This is a genomic window from Pantoea sp. Cr_R13 (assembly GCF_029222565.1).
In the GTDB taxonomy this organism is placed as follows: Bacteria; Pseudomonadota; Gammaproteobacteria; order Enterobacterales; family Enterobacteriaceae; genus Pantoea; species Pantoea eucalypti.
Genome location: NZ_JARHXL010000013.1, coordinates 311,627 through 335,663 on the forward strand (window position 1 = coordinate 311,627; position 24,037 = coordinate 335,663).

A 24,037-nucleotide genomic window follows, 5' to 3' on the forward strand; every position below is an offset into this window, starting at 1 on the left:
ACACGCGTTCAGACAACCGCGTGCCGCACAGGCCATTTTTTTATAATATGGTGTGCTGCTAGTTTATCGGTGAAATGAGTGGCGTCCAAAGGAGAAAGTCTGAAAAGACGCCGGTGCCATTTTTCTGGCATCAAAAGGCCGAAATCCCTATACTTAGCGCGAACACACCCTCTCCATTTCGGCCCGTCCGCTGCCCGCGTAATGTGTGACCAGTGGCAGGCTCCAGTTATCAGGTCTTAAAAAAGTATGACTGACAAGTCTCATCAGTGCGTGATTGTAGGCATTGCCGGCGCTTCCGCATCCGGTAAAAGTTTAATTGCCAGCACGCTCTATCGTGAAATCCGTGATCAGGTAGGTGACGAGCATATCGGGGTTATCCCGGAAGATGCTTATTACAAAGATCAAAGTCACCTCACCATGGAAGAGAGGGTTAAAACCAATTATGACCATCCGAGTGCGATGGATCATGATTTGCTGTTGCAGCATCTGCAGGCGGTAAAAGCCGGGCAGGACATTGAGCTGCCGGTCTACAGCTACGTTGAGCACACCCGCACTCAGCAAACGCAGCACCTGAAAGCGAAAAAGGTCATTATTCTTGAAGGCATTCTGCTGTTAACCGATGCCCGTCTGCGCCAGGAACTTAACTTTTCTATCTTCGTGGATACGCCGCTTGATATCTGTCTGATGCGCCGTATGAAACGTGACGTCAATGAGCGCGGCCGCTCAATGGATTCGGTAATGAGTCAGTATCAGAAGACCGTGCGTCCGATGTTTCTGCAGTTTATCGAGCCATCAAAACAGTACGCCGATATCATTGTGCCGCGCGGCGGAAAAAACCGTATCGCCATTGATATCCTGAAGGCGAAAATCAACCAGTTTTTTGAATAACCCACGTCCATCCGGACGGGGTGCAGACCGGTGGCAGGCACGCTGTCACTGGTTCGCTACACTTATGCCATGGAGTTTCCGCAATGAGATTATGCGATCGCGATATTGAAGCCTGGCTGGACAATGGCAAACTGGCCATTGAGCCACGCCCGCCTGTCGAGCGCATTAATGGGGCAACCGTCGATGTGCGCCTGGGTAATCAGTTCCGCACCTTCAGCGGCCATACCGCGGCCTTTATCGACCTGAGTGGCCCGAAACAGGAAGTGAGCGCGGCACTGGATCGGGTCATGAGCGATGAGATTGTGCTGCCTGATGGTGAAGCCTTTTTCCTCCATCCTGGTGAGCTGGCGCTGGCGGTAACGCTGGAGTCCGTGACGCTGCCTGACGACCTGGTCGGCTGGCTGGATGGCCGTTCATCGCTGGCGCGCCTCGGGCTGATGGTGCATGTTACAGCGCACCGCATTGATCCAGGCTGGCAGGGTCGTATCGTGCTGGAATTCTACAATTCAGGTAAATTGCCGCTGGCTCTGCGTCCGGGTATGTTAATCGGCGCGCTGAGTTTTGAACCGCTTTCAGGCCCGGCTGCGCGACCTTATAACCGGCGTGAAGATGCAAAATATCGGGGTCAGCAGGGTGCTGATGCCAGCCGTATTGATAAAGACTGATCTGAGGATGTAATGAAAAGAGTGATAACCACGCTGGCCATCCTGTTGGTGGTGGTCGTAACGGGATTGAGCGCGCTGGTGCTGCTGGTCAATCCCAACGACTTCCGTGCCTATATGGTGCAACAGGTTGAACAACGCAGTGGTTATCGCCTTGAGGTCAGTAACGATTTGCGCTGGCACGTCTGGCCTCAGCTCAGCATCCTGGCTGGGCGGATGAGCCTCACCGCGCCGGGGGCGACTCAGCCGCTGGTCTCAGCGGAGAACATGCGTCTCGATGTTGATCTCTGGCCTCTATTATCCCATCAGCTCAGCGTCAGCCAGGTGCTGCTGAAAAATGCGATAGTGCGGGTAACGCCCGACAGTAGCGCGCAGCCTGCCAGAAATGCCCCTCAGGGTCCCCGTGATGCGGAGCCTGCCTCGCCATCCACCGGCTGGTCATTTGATATCGCTAAACTGCGGGTAGCCGACAGTCTGCTGATCTGGCAACAGCCAGGCGGCGACGAATATAATTTCCGCGACCTCAACATTACTATGGATCAGGACGCGAACAAGCTGGCGACACTGTCTCTGAGCACGACGCTGATGCGCAACCAGCGCAACGCCACGCTGAATCTCAAAGGCCAGCTGGATGCTGCGCAATATCCGCACCGTCTTACCGGCCAGCTGCAGCAGCTCGATTACAGCTTATCGGGCGCCGACATTCCGTCTCAGGGGATTAAAGGGTCGTTAAGCCTGCAGGGCGAATGGAATGGTGACCGGCAGCAGTTCTCCTTTAGTGGTCTGCAGCTCACCGCGAATGACAGTACCCTGACCGGGCAGGGCAGTGGTCATGTGTTGCCGCCACAGCAGCTGGCGCTGGATCTGAAAGCCAGCAACCTGAATCTCGATAATTTACTCACCAGTGCGCCCGTCTCTGAAGCGCCTGGCGCGCAGCACGCCACCGTGGCCCGTTCGCCAGTGATTGCCGCGCCGCGCGAACGTACCAATGCGGACTCTCCTCTCAACGACATGGATCTGGCGCTCAAACTTCAGGCGAACAATGCGGTATGGCGCGGCCTCTCGCTGACTGATCTTTCGGTGAATGCCAGTAATCAGCAGGGACTCATGACGCTGAATACTCTTAGCGGCAAGCTGGGTAATGGCAGCTTCTCGATTCCCGGCAGCATCGATATTCGTCAGCCAGAGACACGGGTCAGCCTGAAACCGCAACTCCGGTTTATTCAAATCCAGCCATTGCTGAAAGCATTTGCACTACCGGAAAGTCTGCAGGGTAACCTGAGCCTTGACGGGGAACTGTCCGGCGATACGCTGACAGTCGAGGGGGCGAAGCGAAGCTGGCAGGGCAGGGCGACGATCAGCGCCAGCAACCTGAAGCTGGCACAGCTTAATCTCCAGCAAATGGTGCAGCGTGCTGTGGCTCGGGTCAGCGATAAGGTCAGCAGCGAGGATGCCGCAGATGAGGGTATTGAGTCGATAAGCGGTCAGGTGGCGCTGAATAAAGGTGTACTCAGCTTCAGTGATCTCAATGGTAACGGTCAGAATCTGGGATTACAGGGCGCGGGCAAAGTCGACATGGTGCAGCAACAGCTGGATGTGACGCTGGGCCTGAAAATCAGCGGCTGGCGTGGCGATGATGCGCTGGTGAAGGCACTTTCCAGTCAGCCTATCCCACTGCGTATGTATGGCGGCTGGAACAGCCTGCAATATTCCCTGCCAGTGGATGACGTTCTTCGTAACCGTCTGCAGAGTGAGGCCAGGTCACGTCTGAATCAGTGGATTGATCGTCAGAAAGAGGGCGAGAACAAAGAGAATCTGAAGAAAATCATGCGCCCCTAGCGGGCGCATTCCCTGCGCCCCGAGCAGTGGCTATACCTCGTAATCTGCGTCAGGCTGCCGCAGGATTTCAACCTTCTGAATCCGATGATTTTCAACCTGCAGCGTTCGCAGCAGATAGTCACCCAGTTGCAACACTTCGCCTTCCTGAGGAATGTGTTGCAGCTTATCCATCAGTAAGCCTGCCAGCGTATGGTAGTCACGCTGTTCATCCAGCGGCAATTTCACATAGAGCGCCAGATCGTCCAGTGGCATATGGCCGTTGGCAATCCAGTGACCTTCACCCTGAATCTGTATATCGTAACGGGCGTCAATTTCACCCGCCTCATTCGGCAGATTGCCGGCGATGGTCTCCATCACATCGCTCAGCGTCACCACGCCTTCCATTGAACCGAACTCATCCACCACAAAGGCAAAATGTGTATGAGCCTGACGAAACTGTTCCAGCGCCTGCAGCAGGGTCAGTCGCTCAGGAAACACCAACGGTTGTCGGATAAGGGCGCGTAAATCGAGAGAGTTATTGTGCAGCGACTGGTGCAGCAGATCGATAACATGCACCACACCCAGTGGTTCACTGGAGTGGTCCGTTATCAGAATGCGCGTGTGCTGATTGCGGTCGAGACGCGACATGATCTCAGCCGGATCATCACTGAGATCAATATGGTCGACGTCGTGGCGAGAGGTCATGATGCTATTAACGTGACGCTGGCCCATGCCCAGCACGCGGGCAATCATTGCCCGTTCCTGCCGATTGAAAAGCATGCTGGCATCGCTGTCAGCAATCAGTGATGAGGTTTTTGCATCCAGCTCCGCCGGTTCTGCCGCGCCGCGCAACAGCCTTAATACCGCTTCCGCCGTGCGCTGGCGCAGAGGGCGGCCAGCCGACAGCACACGGCGGCGATTAAAGTGAGCCAGCTGGTTTAACGCTTCAATGACAACTGAGAAGCCGATGGCCGCGTAGAGATACCCTTTAGGAATGACAAAGCCAAAGCCTTCCGCCACCAGGCTGAAACCGATCATCAGCAGAAAGCTTAAACAGAGGATCACAATTGTCGGGTGCTTGTTCACAAAGCGGGTTAACGGCTTGCTGGCGAGCAGCATCAGCAGAATAGCGATGGTGACGGCAACCATCATGACGGGCAGATCATTCACCATGCCCACAGCGGTAATGACCGCATCCAGTGAGAAGATAGCATCCAGCACCACAATTTGCGCCACCACTGGCCAGAATTTAGCGCCGCCTTTTTGTTGACCGGACGCCTCATCGTGTCCTTCCAGACGCGTATTCAACTCTGTAGTGGCTTTAAATAGCAGGAAAATCCCGCCCGACAGCAGCAACAGATCACGCGCACTAAAGGGGTGTCCGCCCAGCGTTATCCAGGGTTCTTTCAGGGTAACCAGCCAGGAAAGCGATGCCAGCAACAATAATCGGCACAATAACGCCAGCAGCAGTCCTATCACGCGTGCGCGGTCGCGAAGCGGTCCAGGCAGCTTCTCAACCAGAATGGCAATAAAGATAAGATTGTCGATGCCTAAAACCAGTTCCAGAACGATTAGCGTTACTAATCCCGCCCATAGCGAGGGATCTGCAATTACCTCCAGCATGTCATGTTCACCTGAATATTTTAAATTGAGTTTTCTCTGATGATAGTGGAGTGCGAAGCCACGTACAAATGGCAGGGCAGGGGGGCGATGACCCAATCAAGGCGATATATCGTGCAAAATATGAACATATGAGTGTGACGTTTTGATTAAATTCACAGAGTGCAGCAGAGAGTATTCTGGCTCATGTTTAACCCTGGATGAGATATTCACCTGTCGGGCTTATGCGATTTATCTCATCACGAGTATGGCATTAATCCTAATTTTGAAGAAAGCATTGCACTGCCTGTCAGGCCTCAATACTAATCGCTGGTAGTCTTTTTCCTAAAATAGTCCAGGGATAGCGGGACCTGCTTGTAAACAAGCCAGTAATAACTAGTATAGCAACAAGTTTGCAAACTCTGCCCCAGAGTCGTAATTCGCGAGCCTATTCGACATTAATCGCAATGTGACGAATGAGTCATTCGCCGGTGAACGTCTGCACGATGCAATGCGGTAACGTTACTGCATTACGGGGATCAATATGAATGACGACAGCGATATTGGCAGCGACAGCCAAGGGCGGTAGCGTGCCCGAATCGTGTTTTTGTTGATAAAGTGAGCAGCGCTGGCGGTGGTTAAGTCAGAGTAATCTGTTGGTATTCATCACAATATTACTGGTTTATGGTTAAGATCATTGGCGTAAACGCCGCAGGAGCTCCCCTTAGAAACGGCTCAGTCTGGAGAGGTTTCGTCGCTTAATGATTTAACAGGCGATAGCCGTTGCGGGTTTAAGGAAATAAAATAAAGAGTTAAATATGCGCGATACAGAATTTACGTTTAAAAGTCTTATTACCAAATTAATGCTGGCATGTTCAGACTTAATTTGTTTCAACGCAGCATTATTTGTGGCGATGATGCTAATTAATCTTCACTCAGGTTCGCCGCTGGCAGATATTTCTGAAAAAGAAATGAATTTAAAAATTGCCACACACATTTGTCTGTCGGTAATTTGTATTGGCTGGTTCTGGGTAAGGCTTCGGCACTATACCTACCGGAAACCTTTCTGGTTCGAATTAAAAGAAGTTTTTCGTACCATTCTTATATTTTCTGTCATCGATCTGTCGATCACCGCACTGTCGCAGTGGCAGATGTCGCGTTTCGTCTGGTTACTGACCTGGGTTCTGGCGCTGATTTTAATTCCAACCTGTCGTGCGCTCTCTAAACGTCTGCTGAATAAAAAAGGCTTGTGGAAGAAACAAACCATTATTATCGGCAGCAGCAAAAATGCGCACGAAGCCTGGCAGGCACTGCAAAGCGAAGAGGTCATGGGTTTCGACGTTATCGCTTTCTACGACGTTGATGGAACCTGTCCGCAGGAGATCATGAATGGCGTGCCGGTGCTGCGTGATGAGCAGGAGCTCTGGAGCCTGACTAACAGCGAAACCCAGTTTATCGTGGCAGTCGAGTATGAGCAGAGTCAGTATCGTGATATCTGGCTTAAATCGCTGGCGATGCATAACTGCCGTTCAGTATCAGTGATCCCGACCCTGCGTGGTGTTCCGCTTTACGGTACAGACATGGCGTATATCTTTAGCCATGAGGTGATGATTCTGCGTGTTCAGAATAACCTGGCTAAACGCACCTCGCGTTTCCTTAAGCGGGCATTTGATATCGTAGGTGCTCTCTCAATTATCCTGATGCTGATGCCAGCGCTGCTGGTGCTGGGCTTCCTGGTGGGCCGTGATGGTGGACCGCCGATTTATGGTCACGAACGTGTGGGCATGAATGGCCGTAAATTTAAATGCCTGAAATTCCGTTCAATGGTCATCAATTCCAAAGAAGTGCTGGAAGAGGTGTTGCGCACCGATCCCGTTGCACGTGCGGAATGGGATAAAGATTTCAAACTCAAAAATGATCCACGTATTACCAAAGTGGGCCACTTCATCCGTAAAACAAGCCTCGATGAGCTGCCTCAGCTCTGGAACGTGGTGCGCGGTGATATGAGTCTGGTTGGACCTCGTCCGGTCATTGAAGATGAACTCTGTCGTTATGCTGGTGATGTTGATTATTACCTGATGGCTAAGCCGGGCATGACGGGATTGTGGCAGGTCAGCGGTCGTAATGACGTTGACTATGAAACCCGCGTCTATTTCGATTCGTGGTACGTAAAAAACTGGTCACTGTGGAATGACATTGCGATTCTGTTCAAAACAGTGGGTGTGGTGTTAAAACGCGACGGTGCCTATTAACCGTGAGTCGAAATGAGCGTGCTAACGCGCGCTCAGAGGTGTTGTGCCGTTGTCAGGCGTGTCGTTAATAGCGGCCATCACCAGGGATATCGCAGTGCATCTATAGTCCGCTATGATGCAAGGCGTTTCAGGTACACCCTGGTAGATGGCCACTACGTATAACAAGTGGAGCAAGGATAATGAACGACAGGTTCAGTGCTTAAGGCTTTAGTCAGCCAGGATTTACTTTTTGTTGGACGCTTACACAGCGGCGGTTTCGCCTCTATCAATAAATAACTGATAGCGAAGATCTAAATGATTACAATCAAAATGAAATTGATACCCTTGCTGGTATCCGCCACATTCCTTGTCGGGTGTACGATCGAACCCGGTTCTCGTCTTTCTACATCAGGAAAAGATGTTATCGAGCAGCAGGATAGCAACTTTGACATCGATAAATACGTCAACGTCTTCCCGTTAACGCCTTCACTGGTTGAAAAGATGCGTCCTAAGCCTCTGGTGGCTCAGACGAACCCAGCACTGCAGAACGAAATTCAGAACTATGAATATCGTATCGGTGTGGGTGATGTTCTGACCGTGACGGTCTGGGATCACCCGGAATTGACCACGCCAGCAGGCCAGTACCGCAGCGCCAGCGACACCGGTAACTGGGTGCATTCTGATGGCACTATCTTCTATCCCTACATCGGTCGCGTTCGTGTAGCGGGCCGTACCGTCGGCGAAGTCCGTGACGAAGTTTCACGTCGTCTGGCTCAGTACATTGAAAGCCCACAGGTTGATGTCAGCATCGCCTCGTTCAAATCGCAGAAAACCTATGTTACCGGTTCAGTAACGACGTCAGGTCAGCAACCCATCACCAACGTACCGTTGACGGTTCTGGATGCGATCAACGCCGCTGGCGGCCTGGCCGCGGATGCAGACTGGCGTAACGTCGTGCTGACGCACAACGGTCGTGAACAGCGCGTTTCTCTGCAGGCACTGATGCAGAACGGCGATCTGAGCCAGAACCACCTCCTCTACCCGGGCGATATTCTCTACGTTCCGCGTAACGATGATCTGAAAATCTTCGTAATGGGTGAAGTGAAGCAGCAGACAACCCTGAAAATGGACCGCAGTGGCATGACGCTGGCGGAAGCGCTGGGCAATGCGGCGGGGATGGATCAAACCACCTCTGACGCTACCGGTGTCTTCGTTATCCGTCCACTGCACGGCACCGATCGCAGCAAGATTGCCAACATCTATCAGTTGAACACCAAAGATGCGGCATCCATGGTGATGGGAACCGATTTCCAGCTCCAGCCTTATGACATCGTCTATGTCACCTCTACACCGCTGACGCGCTGGAACCGTGTGATTTCGCAACTGATACCAACCATTGCTGGTATCAACGATGCGACTCAGGCCGCACAGCGTATCCGCAACTGGTCGAACTAAGGTCTGACCATGATTACGTCCGTGTTAGTCGTTTGCATTGGCAACATCTGCCGCTCTCCTACCGGAGAGCGCCTGTTTAAACGTGCGTTGCCCGATTTGGATGTTCGCTCCGCTGGCCTGGGGGCGCTGGTGGGCCACGCGGCCGACCGGATGGCATCCGAGGTCGCGGCAGCACAGGGTCTGTCACTGGAAGGACATCAGGCACAGCAACTGACGGCCGAAATGTGCCGTCAGGCTGACCTGATTCTGGTCATGGAAAAGCGACATATTGAACAGGTCAATCGCATCGACCCGGCTGCACGTGGCAAAACCATGTTGCTTGGGCACTGGCTCAATCAGAAAGAAATTGCGGATCCGTACAGAAAAAGCCGTGAGGCCTTTGAAGAGATTTACGGGTTACTGGAAAACGCTACCCAGAAATGGGTCAACGTATTAAGCCGATAGTTGGGATTATCCATGAATATAAAAAATAAGGTCAGAACTGCGCCGGGAGAGGATTCGAATGGATGGGATCTGGCGCATCTTGTGGGACAGCTAATTGATCATCGCTGGATCATTGTTGCCGTTACCGCATTTTTCATGCTGGCGGGAACACTCTACACACTGTTTGCAACACCGATTTATAGCGCAGATGCGTTAGTTCAGGTTGAGCAGAAGAATGCCAGTACCGTGCTGAACGAAATTGACAGCATTCTGCCACCAACGCCAGCCTCCGATACGGAGATCGAGATTCTGGAATCCCGTATGGTCATCGGTAAAACCGTTGACGATCTGGGTCTGGATACTGTGGTTGAGCAGAACTACTTCCCGGTTATCGGCAAGGGCCTGTCGCGCCTGATGGGCAACAAACCTGCTGATATCGCGATTTCGCGTCTGGAAATCCCACGCACTGTCGAAAAACGTAAGGTCGAGCTGGAAGTCACCGGTCCGGATAGCTACACCGTCTCTAAAGATGGCGATGAGCTGTTTAAAGGTAAAGTCGGCCAGCTGGAGTCGCACGGCGACATCAGCATGCTGGTGAGCGAGATTCATGCCGATGAAGGCACCAGCTTCACCGTGACCAAGCTGAATGACCTGCAGGCGATTAATTCTGTTCTCTCAAACCTGACTGTGGCAGACAAAGGTAAAGATACCGGCGTTCTGGGTCTGGAGTATCTGGGTGAAGATCCTGAGCAGATCAGCAAAGTCCTGAATCAGATTGTGAACAACTATCTGTTACAGAACGTTGAGCGCAAGTCAGAGCAGGCCGAGAAAAGCCTGGAGTTCTTACGCACTCAGTTGCCTGCCGTTCGCGCCAAGCTGGATGACGCGGAAAACAAACTGAATACGTTCCGTCGTCAGAACGAATCGGTTGACCTGTCACTGGAAGCGAAATCAGCCCTGGACTCTTCTGTTAGCGTGCAGAGCCAGTTGAACGAACTGACCTTCCGTGAAGCTGAAGTGTCTCAGCTGTTTACCAAAGATCACCCGACATACCGCGCGCTGCTTGAAAAACGCAAAACGCTTGAAGGTGAACAGGCTCAGCTGAACAAGAAAATTTCTGGCATGCCACAGACTCAGCAGGAAATTCTGCGTCTGACCCGTGACGTTCAGTCAGGTCAGGAGATCTACATGCAGTTGCTGAACCGTCAGCAGGAGCTGAGCATCAGCAAAGCCAGCACCGTGGGTGATGTCCGCATCATCGACACCGCGCAGACAGCGAATTCACCGGTTGCACCGAAGAAGCTGCTGATTATCGCCGCAAGCCTGATTTTAGGTCTGTTCGTATCAGTGGGTCTGGTTCTGCTGAAAGCCCTGCTGCATCACGGCATCGAGAACCCGGAACAGCTGGAAGAGCTGGGCATGAATGTCTATGCCAGCGTTCCACTGTCTGACTGGCAGCGTAAGAAGGATACCGAAGCGCTGGCGCGTCGTGGCAGCAAGGTGAAAACCGATCCGCACGAAACACTGCTGGCACTGGGTAACCCGACTGATCTCTCCATCGAAGCGATTCGTAGCCTGCGTACCAGCCTGCACTTCGCCATGATGGAAGCGAAAAACAACATCCTGATGATCACCGGCGCCAGCCCGGGTATTGGTAAAACCTTTATCTGTGCCAACCTGGCGACACTGGTCGCGAAAGCGGGTCAGCGTGTTCTGTTTATCGATGGCGACATGCGTCGTGGTTACACCCACGAGTTGCTGGGCGCGGATAACAAATCAGGCCTGTCAAACGTGCTCTCCGGTAAAACGGAATTCAGCCCGGCGCTGATTCAGCAGGGCGTCTACGGTTTCGACTTCCTGCCACGTGGTCAGGTTCCACCGAACCCATCTGAGCTGCTGATGCATCGTCGTATGGGTGAGCTGCTGGATTGGGCGAGCAAGAACTACGACCTGGTGTTAATCGATACGCCGCCAATCCTGGCCGTCACCGATGCGTCAATTATCGGTAAAATGGCCGGTACTTCACTGATGGTGGCGCGTTTCGAAGCCAATACCACTAAAGAAGTGGATGTCAGCTTCAAACGCTTTGCCCAGAACGGTATTGAGATTAAAGGTGTGATCCTCAACGCCGTGGTGCGTAAAGCTGCCAATGCTTATGGACATGGCTATGACTACTACGCCTATGACTACAGCAAGCCCACCAAAAGCTGATCATTGAGTAATAACCAGGGGGCGGTCTGACCGCCCCTTTTTATCGTCCTTTTGAATGACGACACGCATCAATTTACACAGGTTATTCTGTCCAAACCCACAAAAGCGATACCTCTATAAATCGCATGGCGAGCGTCAATCAACAGAATTCATCACCAGCATGGCATTGCCTGCACGCAATGTGTGACCGTCCTGTCAGGTTTACTGAAAAGCCCAACGGGAAGGCGACGCGTGATTATTGCTGGCATGAGAACTTGTGGAATTAAGGAATCACACCATGGCTCCATATTGGTATGTATCAGGGTTTTTACTGCTGCTTTCGCTATTTGAACTAGCCCTGAAAAAAGACGAACGCACCTCCCATATTTTGACGTATTTGCTCTGCATCGCGACTGTGATGCTGATTGTGTTCGGCGGTATCCGCGGACTTGGCACCGGCATGGACGATTATCAATATCGCAGCTTCTTTGAAGATTTTATCCGGCGTATTGAGGTCAACGGCTTTTTAAATACCGTGGCTTTTTTCCGTTATGAGCCGCTTATCTTTGCTATTGCCTGGATTACCAGCCTGTTTTCACATAATGCCAGCGCCTTTCTGTTTGTATTCTCGATCCTGGCGGTAGGGACAAATGCTATCTTCTTTAAAAAGATGTCACCCTATCCAATTCTGGCTCTGGCACTCTATTCAGCACATATCTTCATCAACAAAGATGTAAACCAGATCCGCTTTGGTCTGAGCTCCGCATTTTTCCTGGGGGTTGTCTGGACGCTTTATCTGAAGCGTTACTGGCTGGCATTTGGCTTCTTTATTCTTTCATTTATCAGTCACAACACCGCGGTCATGGTTGTCACGCTGATACCTTTCCTGTTCATACGTGAACGACGCTGGTTCCCGATTGCCATTATTGTACTGAGTATTCCTGCGTCAAAAGTTGGTGGTATGGGCTTTGTTACCGCTATTGCCGGACACTTAGGTGGATTAGGGGAAAGGGCAGCGGGCTACAACAATGACAATGCTGCTGGCGAAACAGGCAGCGTTTTCTCGATTTCGAACCTGAAAAACGTGATGCTGGTGTTCATCTTTGTCTACTTCATGCTGACAAATCAGATGAAGCGTGACAATTACCCTGCCTGGCGGCTGAACTATCTGTTGGTCCTGACCTTTGCTATTGGGGGAGCGATCAGGATTTTCTTCTATAACTATCCCTCAGGTGCTCGTCTCTCAAACTATCTGTTACAGGTAGAACCCATTGTTCTGACGTTGTTGATCTACCAGTCTAAAAGAGTCTGGAAGCCAGCGATGTTTGCGATGTTTATCTTTTTCCAGGTTTATTACCTCTACTACAACACCATTTCGCTTAAACAGGCGGTGATGGGCTATGAAGTGGCGCGTGAATTTAAGTTAATTCACTAAGACGAGAGCTGAAAATGATTCGATTATTTCCCCTGTTGTTGGTTACTGCACCATTACTGGCCCAGGCGACAGACGCCCCAGCCCCGGTTGTGATCGCAGCCTATGGTGACTCGACAACTGCCGGTGTGACATCCTCCGGCGGGCGCAATGTCATCATAAAAGAAAATGAAATGAACTACCTGCAGCAGATGCTGCAGGAAAAGTATGGTCCGGGCATACGTATCGAAAATCATGGTTCGCCGGGCGCCCAGGTCTCAGAACTGGTTAATTCAAAGGAAAGCTGGGATCAGCGTATGGCGCAATCGGATGCCAGCATCATTTTGATTAATTATGCCATCAATGATGCACGCGTCTTTTCGGGTAAGAACCGCTCCCATGGCGCGGAAAGTCCTGAGGAGTTTAACCACATTCTGACGGAACTGGTGAAAACAGCGAAAGCGCACGGCAAGCAGGTGGTATTGCAGCAGCCAAATCCACTGTGTGGCCGTGCTGAGCAATGGAATGTCTGGCCTTATGTTTATCAGATCAATGCGGTAGCGCAGCAGCAGCATGTACCTGTCGTGAAGCAGTATGAGCTGATTAAGCAGAAAAAAGAGTGGAGCAGCCAGATGTCTCCTGACTGTATTCATCCGACAAAAGATCTTTACCAGTTTAAAGCGCAGCAGACATTCGCGTTGTTAAATCGGGATTTTGACGCTGTTTTTAAATCGACTCACTAAGCAGGTTTTATAAAACCCGAGGAGCAGGGCGATATGTACGTATTAATGATGGTGCTGTCATTAGTAATAGCACTGATGGTATTACGGTTGTTTTCATTCCATCGCGGTGTTTATAACGGCAATGGTATTAAAAGTATCTCTGGATTGCGTGCACTGCTGGCCAGCATTGTCGCCTTTTCGCACTTTGCACACTACGTCTACTCTCTCGACCATGAGTGGATTTTCGATAAAGACTATTTTGCATGGGTGTCTCAGGGAAACTTCTTTGCCAACTCCGGTAAATTTGGTGTCGCCCTGTTTTTCATGATCTCTGCTTTTCTGTTCTATCGCTGGCTCGACAATGACAAGCTGACCACCGCTGAACTCACACGCAAACTGCTGAAGTCCCGCGTGCGACGCATTGTGCCGATGTTCTGGTTCTCTGCATTGCTGATCGTAGTGATTGGCTGGTTCAGTGGTGATGTCGTGGCGAGTGGCGCCATGCTGGTTGACGGTCTGCGCTGGTTCCTGTTTGTCGGCAACTACCATATCGGGTCAATTCCGACGGCCAATATCAATGCGGGTGTCGAGTGGACACTGCGTCTGGAATGGCTGCTCTATCTGTCGATTCCGCTGATTTATCTGCTGAATCGTGCCACCAACGGCCGCTTTAAAATGCTGTTCATCATGGGATCGATCGGGGGGATTTTAGCCGTCGCCATTGCACTGCGTCTCTGGGGGACCGCTTATACCGATCCTCGTCCGGTGCTGGGTTTTGCTACCGGGTATCTGGCATGGCACTACCGCGACCGTTTTATGGCTTTACGTACTTCTGGTCTGGCGGCTGTGGTGGCCATTACGCTGGCCGTTATCGCGCTGTTCTTTACCAGCAGTACGTTCTACTACCTGATTTTTCTCTGTCTGCTGGCCGTGGTGTTTTTCGTTATCAGCAGCGGCAATTCGCTGTTTGGCCTGCTGGAAAGTAAAACATTGATGTCAGTCGGTGAGGTCAGCTACAGCCTTTATCTGATCCACGGCATCGTGCTCTACTTCATCAAGAAGATTCCGGAATCACTGATTCAACATAACTTTTTCTTCTATACCCTGCTTTCCACGCTGTTTTTTGTGGCCTCATTCTATGTTGCCAGACTGACTTATCTCTATGTTGAGAAACCATTTATTACCAGCAGTCAGAAGAAAAAAGAGGCGGCCAACGCCTCGTCAGCAATTTAGGACATCACCGGTTACCCTGCCACGTCCAAACGTTATATCTTTGAAATGGAAATGTTTTTAATGAGGTGCTGGCAATGAAGGACATTCGCTTCTCTATCGTAATCCCCGCTTACAACGCGTCAGAATCGATTGTAACCACGCTGGATTGCGTTAAAGCGCAGACGTATCGCAATTTCGAAGTCATCATCGTGGATGATAAGTCTGCAGATGCCGCCGCGCTGGCAGAGGTGGTTCGCAGCGAACGCTATCAGGATCTCGACATCAATCTGGTGCTTTCTGAGGTCAAACTCAACGGGGCCGGTGCGCGTAACAAAGGCATTGAGCTGGCGACCGGTGATTATGTCAGTTTTCTTGACGCCGATGATGAGTGGGCTGCGGACAAACTGCAGCAGGTGAGTGAAAAAATTGCTCAACTGGACGCCCAGGGCAAAAAGAATGTCGTTATTTTCAGCCAGGTAAATATCTATCAGGACGGCACATTCCTGAAAGTGATGCCAATGCAGCCACCAGGCAAAAATGAAACCGTCGCTGAGTATCTGTTTGGCTGTTATGGCTTTATCCAGACCAGCACGATTGTGCTGAAACGGGAAGATGCGGCGAAAATTCAGTTCGATACCCGCTACATCCGTCATCAGGATTATGATTTCTGCATTCGTGCCGACCGCATGGGCTATGACTTTATGATGATCGCCGCACCGCTGGCGAACTACCATCTGGTCACTAAATTTGGCTCGAAACATAAAGGCGAATCGGTGAACTACTCGATGTTCTGGCTTGATAGCATGAAGCCGCATCTTACCCCGCGTGATATCCACACCTACAAAGCTTTTAAGCTGCCGCTGCGCTACAAAATGGACGGTAAGTCGCTGATGGCGAGCCTGAGCTTTGCTCGCTACTTCTTCCTCACCAATAAAGACAACCGTGCTTATTTTATGAACCGGGTTAAAGACAAGGTCAAAGCACGTTTTGGCGGTGAGAAAGCGATCTCCTGACGCGCACTGCGCCTCGCTCTGCTCCTGATACCAGGAGCACCTCTCTTTTCGTTTACATTCAGGGTTGAAGATGAATACTTCTGTTGGAACCGTTGGCATTGTTATGCCTATGTACAATGCCCGTCAGACCGTGTTACGCGCTGTGCAGTCGGTTATCAATCAGCACTATACCGACTGGCACCTCTATCTGGTCAACGATAAATCCACTGATGACTCGCTGGCATTTGTGCGGGAGCATTGTCAGGATCCGCGCATTACCATTCTGGATAACGCGGTCAACATGGGCGCAGCTGAGACCCGCAACGTCGGATTGCGCGCGGCCACTGAAGAGATTATTGCCTTTCTTGACAGCGATGATGAGTGGCATGCGGATAAGCTGACCCAGCAGGTAGCTGCTATCGCCGCCGGTGATGATTTTGTGATTACCGAATATCACTATAAAACCCGCAAGGCTGAGCACGACATTACCTACGGAAAGCCTTATCTGCAGCAGGAAAACTTTGTGAAAAAGCAGTATCGCGTCTGCTTCTCCTCTGTCTGTTTCCGCCGTCCGCCACAGGGACTTTTCTTCCAGCGCAAAGGCCATGAAGATTTCCTGTTCTTGTATGAATTATTCACCCGCTATAAGCAGGCTCGCGTAATTCAGACGATTCTTGTCAACTATTACGAATTAGGCGATTCCCTTTCGCGCAACAAGAACAAAGCGGCCCAGTGGCACCTTGAATTATTAAGAATTATCTATAAAAACAATCCGTTAAAAATCTATTACTATTACGCCTGGTATATGGTGAATGGTGTGCTGTTTACCCTTAAGCATCGTTGAGCCTGTCGGCAGGATTGTCTTTATTATTTGAGGTGGATAGCGTTTCATGAAAAAAATTGTCCTGGTGATCAAAGATGCTTATTCGTATGCGGGCACTGAGAACATCTGTAACTTCATGTCAGAGTGTCTTGGCGAAACACATGACGTCACCATCTACTCGCTGGAAGGCAGTGGTAAGACCTTTTATCCGTTTGAACATGTCAGACAGATTGTCAGCTTCGAAGGACAGAGCAACCCCATTAAAAGCGCGGTAGCCCGGATCCACGAAGAGGGTTTCGATACCGTCTTCCTGATCAGCATGGGGCGTCTGAGCGTCATGTTTGCCTTCTGGAATCTGCTGGCAATGAAGAAGAAGCGTGGCAAAGCCTACGCCTGCGAGCACATTGCCATTAACTCTTTCAGCAAACCGATCAAGTTCCTCAAGTTTCTGCTGCTGCGCTACTACGACCGCGTGATTGTTCTGACCGACAAAGATCATCAGGTGTTCAGCCGCTGGCACATTCCCAGCAAGCAAATTCCTAACCCCGTCGTCTACAAAGGTTTTCAGCGTCAGACCCGTCATCGTCAGGCGCTGGCGGTGGGCCGTCTGGATAACCAGAAGGGGTTTGATCTGATGCTGGATATCTGGCGCGACTTCGCACGCAGCCATCCGGACTGGACGCTGGTGATTGCCGGTGATGGTGAACTGCGTCAGCAGCTGCACGATCAGGCCGCCGTACTGGGCATCACTGACAGCGTGAAGTTTGTCGGTAAGGTTAGCAATATCAATGACTACTACCGTGACAGCGATATGGCGCTGATGACCTCGCGTTATGAAGGATTGCCACTGGTGCTGCTGGAAGCTAAATCCTGGTCACTGCCCGTTGTAGCGTATGACTGCCCGACCGGACCGCAGGAGATCATCAATCACGGTGAAGACGGTTTCCTGGTTCCGATGAATGATAAAGCCACGTTTCTGGCGCGAATGGAGCAGCTCGCCACCGATGACGCGCTGCTCTTTGCCATGAGCGATAAAACCAAACAAACCGCGCTGAAATTCGACGGTAAACAAATTAAGCAAAGCTGGCTGTCATTAGTTTAAACGAAGCTGGAAAAGCTCACTTGCGACGTGCCTCAGGGACACCGCTATGGCCAATGGCCTTATTGACTACGGGAATTGATGCATGAAAAGAAGAGACGTTTTACAGACCGCCGCCTCCGCTCTGGTGGGGGCTCTCTCCGTGAGCACCTTTTCCAGCTACGCTGCAAAAAGTAACGGTATTGCCCTGAAGCCGGTTGATGCCACCGCTATTCCAAAAGGTGACGTGCCGATCCTCACGCCAGAAAATATCTACGCGATGCCACCGCAATTCTGGCAGAGCTTTGAAGGAAAACTCTGGATTGGTAAAGCGGGTGTGGATGCCAGTAAGCCTGGCAACCAGATCCCGGTCTTTCTCCGTGACGCTAATGGCAAAGTATCCGAGATTGCGCAGCCTATCGCGTTGAACAAAGGCAATTTTACCCAGTTTATTCAGGACAATGCCGCACTGATTGCTGATCCGTCGCATTCGATGACAGTGGAAGACAGTAACGGTCAGACGCTGTTCAACATTGCGGATGTCAGTCGTCCGGGCGCGGCAGATTTCAGTCAGCGTCTGGCGCAGCCAGCGGGTTATCAGCTGATTGGTGAGATTGCGTCTGTGGCCGAGCTTCGCAAGACCCGTCCCCTGTTTGAAGGGGCCAAGGTTAAGCTGAAAAGCTGGCATGAAGGCCGTGAAGTCGGTGGCGGCGAATTTGTCGGCAGCTTCCAGCCCGTGCAGAATGATGGCGGCGTAAACTTCTCCGGTGAAGGCTTTTCCTGGCGTCGCGTGGTAGACGATTTTAATCGCCTGACGCTGTTTGATTTCGGTGCGATTGCTGATGGCAAAACTGATACGGCGCCTGCCATTATGGCGATGTTTCACTGGTCGCAACAGGCTAACCAGCAGATCTGCATCCAGTTCCCGGCTGGGACCTTTATGGTCTCATCCTGTAACCCTGGTGATAAGAATCTCAATCTCTTCCGCGTCTCTGGGGCAATGGTCAATTTCGGCTATTTCCCGGCGACCACGATCGTTTCTGACGGTAAGTCAGCGTTCGTCTTTGAGGTGAATGCCCGTCGGGTCGAGCTTTCTAACCTGATTTTTGACGGTAACAGCGATAAAAATCCGAACCAGCAGGGCTTTTTTAATAATACCTGTCCTGGCGGACAATTTTTCCGGGGTGCCTGCCTGCGCTTTAACGACGTTGGCGGCACCGCCATCAGCCTGCAGGATACCCTCGATTGTAAAATCGACCAGTGGTACGCCTCACGCTGCAGTGGCGATGTGATTAAATCGGGCTGGTCAGGTCAGAAGCAGGGCAACTGGGATCATAGCACCGCAATTGAGCTGTCAAACTTCAATGCACAGCATTGCCGCGGCGGAAAAGTTCTCAATCTGGCACGCTGCGCCCAGTCAATTATTCATAATGGCTGGATTGAGCACTGCGATAACCCGGGCGATATATCCAATGGCCAGTGGATTGTCGATGCGCTGAGCATTGAAGATTGTAAGAATCCGCTTATCGCCCATAACAGCCGCTTGAATATGCGCCAGACCAGTCTCCAGTCGGGTAGCTGGATTGATAACTCCATGCAGGGCGATCGGCTGCTCAGCATCTGGGAGATGGGGTCGACCCGCGTCGAGTCCTATGGCGTCGCACTGGATGGCAGCCTGAAGTACAACTACATCACCTCACGCTGGCGCTTAGAGAACAACACGAATCAGGAAACCTGGTTTGATCTCGGCAGCCTCTACTCACCAACAGTAGGGGATTCATGGGAGATCGAGATTTTCGGTCAGTCACAATTCAGTAACGGCAGTGGTGATAAGCCGCTGATGAACCTGATCGGCGACAAAACGACCGGCGGTCGTGCGGTGATTCACGTGCAGCGTAAGAAAGACCGCTCGGAAGCGAGCTGGTCAGCCGAAGGCAGCAGCCCGATTGTGGATGTGCGCTATGTGGCTGAGCATGACACCGATGTGCATCTCTACGTCAAACTGGCGGGCTGGACGCCGTCGGCTGCCGTGCTGGTGAAAACCACCGGCAAAGATCGCTTTGTGACCGGACGCTGTGCACGTGTTAACGCGAAGATGGAGAAGGGCAATCCACCGTCAGGTGACGCGACGAAAAGCGCGCCTCAGCGCTTCAGCCTGCACAACGGCAAAGCGGGTATCGGTGCCAACGAGCAGGGCGATCTGCTGATGGCTTCACGTCCAATCTCTGCCGATCAGGTTGATACCAGTAAGCCAGAAGGATTTGTTTCCGTGGTGATCAACGGGAAACAGGTTGCACTGCCTTACTTCGCGATTAAGTCGTAACAGCGTCTATAACGGCCGCCAGAATGGAGGCGCCGGTTTTAACAGGAGCACTACCTTTGGGTGCGTTATCCCGTAAAGCATTACTTTTAATCAGAGTTCATTTTGCCCATTGCGGATCTGGGCGGCTTTCAGAATTAAAAAAAATTCATTCGGAGTTTTTATGAAAATTTTATTGGTGGGTAACCACACGTGTGGGAACCGCGGGGATGGCGCGATTCTTCGTGGACTGATTGATTCAATGCGGTCTGCACGGAGTGATTTAGAGATTGACGTTATAAGCCGTTATCCAACCAGCTCCGGTTATCTGCTCCAGCAGGATATACAGCAGGATGCGCTGTATCTGCACAACAGCAAGTCTGGTAAAGGTCTGGTCGGTTCGTTTAAGCGTAAAGTCGCGAACCGCCTGATGCCCGATATCATGATGGCGCATCTGGGCAAGGGCGGGATCTTTAAGTCCTTCTCAGTACCACCGCACCTGAAAGCGTTTACGGAAAGTCTGGAAAAATATGATGCGATTATTCAGGTGGGCGGATCGTTCTTCGTTGACCTCTATGGCGTAACTCAGTTCGACCATGCGCTCTGTGCACTGATGGCCAAAAAGCCGATCTACCTGATTGGCCACTCGGTGGGGCCTTTCCAGAACCCGCGCGTTAATGCGCTGGCGAATTTTGTCTTTGATCGGGTCGACAGCCTGGTGCTGCGCGAATCGGTCAGCCTTGATCTGATGAAGCGCGATGGCGTGACCAGCTCTAAAGTGGCGTCTGGTGTGGATACTGCTTTCCTGGTACGTGCGCGTGAAGTCGAAAACCCAAGCCATAACCTGCTCTACTGGCAGGGCATTATCGATGGTCGTAAAACCATCGCGATCACCGTACGTGAACTGGCGCCGTTTGATAAGCGTCTGGGGGTCACACAGAAAGAGTATGAAGCAGCATTTGGCCGGGTCATCAACGCCATGATTGCGGAAGGCTATCAGGTTGTGGCGTTCTCAACCTGTACCGGCATCGACAGCTATGCCAAAGATGATCGCATGGTCGCACTGACACTGCGTGACCATGTGACGCAGCCTGAACATTACCATGTCATCATGGATGAGTTTAATGACCTGGAGCTGGGCATCCTGCTGAGTCATTGTCATCTGACCATTGGTACCCGCCTGCACTCGGCAATTATCTCCATGAACTTTGGCACCCCGGCTGTGGCAATCAACTACGAGCACAAGTCGATGGGTGTGATGAACCAGCTTGGTCTGCCGCAGATGGCAACCGACGTAAAAAGCCTGATGGATGGCTCGCTGATCGATAAGGTAAAAACGGTCCTTGCCGATTACGACAACATCAAGCTGAAGGTCAACACGGCCGTTGCGAATGAAAGGGAAATTGGCAACCGGATCACTGAAGAGATTCTCAAAGTATTAGGGTAATGTGATGAAACTGACTTTTTTCACCATGCGTTTCCCGGTTGCCTCTGAGACATTCGTACTAAATCAGGTAACCCATTTTATTGATGCCGGTTACGAGGTGGAGATCATTTCAGTCTTTCCCGGCGATTTAGTGAACCGGCATGCCGCGTTTGATGAGTATGGTCTGGCGGCGAAGACGCACTATCTGCTGCCGGAAGAGAAAATCTCAATTGTCGATAAGCTGAACCAGCGTATCAAACTGGTGCTGCCAAAAGTGACCAAACCGTCGCTGCTGCGTTCGCTGAATGTGCGCCGTTATGGCGCGCAGTCCAGCAAGCTGCTGCTGCCGTCGATTGTGGCGAATGCAAAGCAGACCTTTACTGCAGATGTGTTCCTGGTGCATTTCGGCTATGCCGGTGCGCTGGCGAACAAGCTGCGTGAACTGGGCGTGCTCAAGGGTAAACAGGCGACCGTGTTTCATGGCGCCGATATTTCCCGTCGTCACATTCTGGAAGAGCACAAACTCGATTACGTCAATCTGTTCCGCCAGAGTGAGCTGATGCTGCCTATCAGCCATCTGTGGGAAAACAAGCTGATCGAGATGGGCTGTCCGCCGGAAAAAATTCACGTGACGCGTATGGGCATTGAACCGGAGAAGTTTAACTTCCAGCCGCGCCAGGCGTTCCAGACGCCGTTGCGTATCGTTTCGGTGGCGCGTCTGACCGAGAAGAAAGGGCTGGATGTGGCGGTCAAAGCGAGCGCCATCCTGAAGCAGCGTGGCGGTCAGTTTCAGTACACCATCATCGGCAATGGCGATCAGGATGAGATGATGCGTGATTTCATCGCCCGCGAGGGGATGGAAGATTGCGTCAGCATGCCGGGCTTCAAACCGCAGGAGGAGATTCGTCGTGCGCTGAGCGAAGCCGATATCTTCCTGCTGCCGTCTAAAACCGCCGCAGATGGTGATATGGAAGGTATTCCGGTTGCACTGATGGAGGCGATGGCGGTGGGCCTGCCGGTCGTCTCAACCTTCCACAGTGGTATTCCGGAACTGATAGAGAACAACGTGTCTGGCTGGCTGGTGGAAGAGGACGATCCTGAGGCGCTGGCGGAAACGCTGCTGAAGCTCTCTCAGGGCGAAGTGGATGTGGCGCCAGTCGTCGCAGCTGCACGTCACAAAGTTGAGACTGAATTTAATCAGCATATCGCCTATGGCGAACTGGCACAGATTCTGGAGCGACTGGTGTGAGTGGATTTAAGTCACAGGCGATTTGGCTGTTCGGCAGCACCTGCTTTTCCGCAGTGTTGCAGGTTGCACAGCTGAGCTTTCTCGCCCGCAAACTGGAAACCCACGAGCTGGGCCTGTTAGCCATCATCAACGCCATCCTGGCGGTGGCGGGTGTGCTGCAGGATATGGGGATGAGCAGTTATCTGGTGCATCGCCAGAATATTACTCGTCGTGAGCAGAGCACTATCTACTGGGTGAACGTCTCACTCAGCTTGTGCACCGGTCTGATCATGTTACTGATCGCCTTCCCGGTTTCCTGGTTCTATCATCTGCCAGAGCTGACCGGGCTGATCATGCTGACCAGCCTGAACTTCCTGGTGCTGGGGCATCTGTCCCAATATCAGGCGCACTACATCAAAACCAAGCGGATGGTCTCGCTGGCGAAGATTGAGATGGGCACCAAGCTGTTTGCCTTCCTCTGTGTCGTGGCGATGCTGGAGTTCACCTCGCTCACGGTGGCAGCCGCGATTCTGGGTCTGTTTATCAACGCCTTTACCCGCATTCTTTGCATGATTGCGCTGGGCGAAAAGTCATGGCGTCCGACGTGGGAGTTCGACAAAGCGACCTTTATCGGCGCCATTCGCTACGGCAGCTATCAGCTCGGCTCGCAGACTATTAATCAGCTGCGTACTCAGGCGGATGCGCTGGTGGTGGGTAAAGTGATGGGCGCCGAGATGCTGGGTGTCTACTCGCTGGCGAAAGAGTTGGTACTGCAACCGCTGAAGCTGGTCACGCCGGTGATCAACCGTCTGGCACTGCCACGTTTTGCTGAGAAGCAGCACGATCCCGAGCAGCTGAAAAAGCTGTTCCTGAAGGGCACGCTGGGGATCATGTTGTTCAGCAGCGCGATGTACCTGGTGATTGGTATCTTCTCGCCGGTCATCGTCCGTGTGCTTTATGGTGCGTCGCATGAGCAGGTTTATCATCTGATTCCGCTAATGCTGCTGTTTGGCATGCTGCGACCGATGGGCGGCCTGACCGGGGCGATTTCACAGGCTAACGGGCGGACCAACGTAGAGTTTTACTGGAACATTGTGGCGAGTATTGTGGTGCTGGCCGTACTGGCGACCACCTTTATCTGGCCTAACGTGCTCTACGTGGCTCTGACGCTCTCTATCTCGCAGATCCTGATCTCTGCACTGGCGCATCCGTTCTTTATAAAGCCGGTGATTGGCATTCGGTTTATTCCTTATGCCCGTCAGTGGGTGGCGGTGTTGGTGGTATTTGTCGGTGTGATGTTGCTGGTAAATCACTTTAATCTGTTTGTGATGCCAGAGTGGTTTGAAGGCTGGCTCTGATTACTGCACAGATATATCAACGGGCGACCTTAGGGTCGCCCGTTTTCATTTATGGCTGGTCTCAGGCATCCAACGGATAGTGCTGCAGATCACAGTCGTCATATTCGATTACTGATTGTCTTTATTCAGTTTATGCCGTATCTGGCAATGGGCAAAATGCCGAATTTCCAAGATATGACAGAGAGTTACTGTCCGCTTTTCAGATAAAGATTATACTTGGAC

At 51.8% G+C, this 24,037-nt stretch carries 18 protein-coding genes; 17 read left to right on the forward strand and 1 reads right to left on the reverse strand.

What is annotated here, in order from left to right; genetic code table 11:
• Window positions 1-246 precede the first annotated feature (246 nt).
• The 3 genes from udk (at window position 247) to asmA (ending at window position 3,389) form a co-directional block, all read left to right on the forward strand.
• A complete protein-coding gene (gene udk / locus P2R09_RS09140; protein WP_004571279.1) occupies window positions 247-888 on the forward strand; it encodes a uridine kinase in 642 nt (213 codons plus the stop codon).
• An 83-nt stretch (window positions 889-971) separates the two neighbouring features.
• On the forward strand, window positions 972-1,553 hold the full coding sequence (gene dcd / locus P2R09_RS09145; RefSeq protein ID WP_004571280.1) for a dCTP deaminase: 582 nt from the start codon (window positions 972-974) through the stop codon (window positions 1,551-1,553).
• Window positions 1,554-1,565: 12 nt separating this feature from the next.
• Window positions 1,566-3,389: an outer membrane assembly protein AsmA gene (gene asmA, locus P2R09_RS09150; RefSeq protein ID WP_008926090.1), complete on the forward strand. Its 1,824-nt coding sequence runs from the start codon at window positions 1,566-1,568 to the stop codon at window positions 3,387-3,389.
• 30 nt (window positions 3,390-3,419) lie between these two features.
• Here the strand turns inward: asmA and P2R09_RS09155 are convergent, their stop codons facing one another.
• On the reverse strand, window positions 3,420-4,991 hold the full coding sequence (locus tag P2R09_RS09155) for a TerC family protein (protein WP_008926089.1): 1,572 nt from the start codon (window positions 4,989-4,991) through the stop codon (window positions 3,420-3,422).
• Window positions 4,992-5,785: 794 nt separating this feature from the next.
• Between P2R09_RS09155 and wbaP the strand changes: the two genes are divergently transcribed.
• The 14 genes from wbaP (at window position 5,786) to P2R09_RS09225 (ending at window position 23,815) form a co-directional block, all read left to right on the forward strand.
• Window positions 5,786-7,219: an undecaprenyl-phosphate galactose phosphotransferase WbaP gene (gene wbaP, locus P2R09_RS09160; protein ID WP_008926088.1), complete on the forward strand. Its 1,434-nt coding sequence runs from the start codon at window positions 5,786-5,788 to the stop codon at window positions 7,217-7,219.
• Window positions 7,220-7,513: 294 nt separating this feature from the next.
• Entirely contained in the window at window positions 7,514-8,653 is a 1,140-nt protein-coding gene (locus P2R09_RS09165; protein ID WP_008926087.1) for a polysaccharide export protein, read from the forward strand.
• Window positions 8,654-8,662: 9 nt separating this feature from the next.
• A complete protein-coding gene (locus tag P2R09_RS09170) occupies window positions 8,663-9,097 on the forward strand; it encodes a protein-tyrosine-phosphatase (RefSeq protein WP_008926086.1) in 435 nt (144 codons plus the stop codon).
• 12 nt (window positions 9,098-9,109) lie between these two features.
• On the forward strand, window positions 9,110-11,287 hold the full coding sequence (gene wzc / locus P2R09_RS09175; protein WP_008926085.1) for a tyrosine-protein kinase Wzc: 2,178 nt from the start codon (window positions 9,110-9,112) through the stop codon (window positions 11,285-11,287).
• Between the two features lie 277 nt (window positions 11,288-11,564).
• Window positions 11,565-12,701: an EpsG family protein gene (locus P2R09_RS09180; protein WP_275768978.1), complete on the forward strand. Its 1,137-nt coding sequence runs from the start codon at window positions 11,565-11,567 to the stop codon at window positions 12,699-12,701.
• A 14-nt stretch (window positions 12,702-12,715) separates the two neighbouring features.
• Window positions 12,716-13,420 carry an SGNH/GDSL hydrolase family protein gene (locus tag P2R09_RS09185; RefSeq protein ID WP_008926083.1) on the forward strand — a complete coding sequence of 235 codons (705 nt, stop codon included), beginning with the start codon at window positions 12,716-12,718 and terminating at the stop codon, window positions 13,418-13,420.
• Window positions 13,421-13,453: 33 nt separating this feature from the next.
• Window positions 13,454-14,632 carry an acyltransferase gene (locus P2R09_RS09190; RefSeq protein WP_008926082.1) on the forward strand — a complete coding sequence of 393 codons (1,179 nt, stop codon included), beginning with the start codon at window positions 13,454-13,456 and terminating at the stop codon, window positions 14,630-14,632.
• Between the two features lie 74 nt (window positions 14,633-14,706).
• Entirely contained in the window at window positions 14,707-15,624 is a 918-nt protein-coding gene (locus P2R09_RS09195; RefSeq protein ID WP_275768981.1) for a glycosyltransferase family 2 protein, read from the forward strand.
• A gap of 70 nt (window positions 15,625-15,694) precedes the next feature.
• The gene (locus P2R09_RS09200; RefSeq protein ID WP_008926080.1) at window positions 15,695-16,447 is read left to right on the forward strand and encodes a glycosyltransferase family 2 protein; all 753 of its coding nucleotides are present in this window, start codon (window positions 15,695-15,697) and stop codon (window positions 16,445-16,447) included.
• Between the two features lie 46 nt (window positions 16,448-16,493).
• The gene (locus tag P2R09_RS09205; RefSeq protein WP_008926079.1) at window positions 16,494-17,528 is read left to right on the forward strand and encodes a glycosyltransferase; all 1,035 of its coding nucleotides are present in this window, start codon (window positions 16,494-16,496) and stop codon (window positions 17,526-17,528) included.
• A gap of 82 nt (window positions 17,529-17,610) precedes the next feature.
• A complete protein-coding gene (locus P2R09_RS09210) occupies window positions 17,611-19,827 on the forward strand; it encodes a phage tailspike protein (protein ID WP_008926078.1) in 2,217 nt (738 codons plus the stop codon).
• Between the two features lie 160 nt (window positions 19,828-19,987).
• The gene (gene wcaK / locus P2R09_RS09215; RefSeq protein ID WP_008926077.1) at window positions 19,988-21,250 is read left to right on the forward strand and encodes a colanic acid biosynthesis pyruvyl transferase WcaK; all 1,263 of its coding nucleotides are present in this window, start codon (window positions 19,988-19,990) and stop codon (window positions 21,248-21,250) included.
• A 4-nt stretch (window positions 21,251-21,254) separates the two neighbouring features.
• Window positions 21,255-22,478 carry a glycosyltransferase gene (locus P2R09_RS09220; RefSeq protein WP_004571291.1) on the forward strand — a complete coding sequence of 408 codons (1,224 nt, stop codon included), beginning with the start codon at window positions 21,255-21,257 and terminating at the stop codon, window positions 22,476-22,478.
• Window positions 22,475-23,815 carry a lipopolysaccharide biosynthesis protein gene (locus tag P2R09_RS09225; RefSeq protein WP_275768986.1) on the forward strand — a complete coding sequence of 447 codons (1,341 nt, stop codon included), beginning with the start codon at window positions 22,475-22,477 and terminating at the stop codon, window positions 23,813-23,815. The genes P2R09_RS09220 and P2R09_RS09225 overlap by 4 nt, the downstream gene beginning before the upstream one ends.
• The last annotated feature ends 222 nt before the right edge of the window (window positions 23,816-24,037 follow it).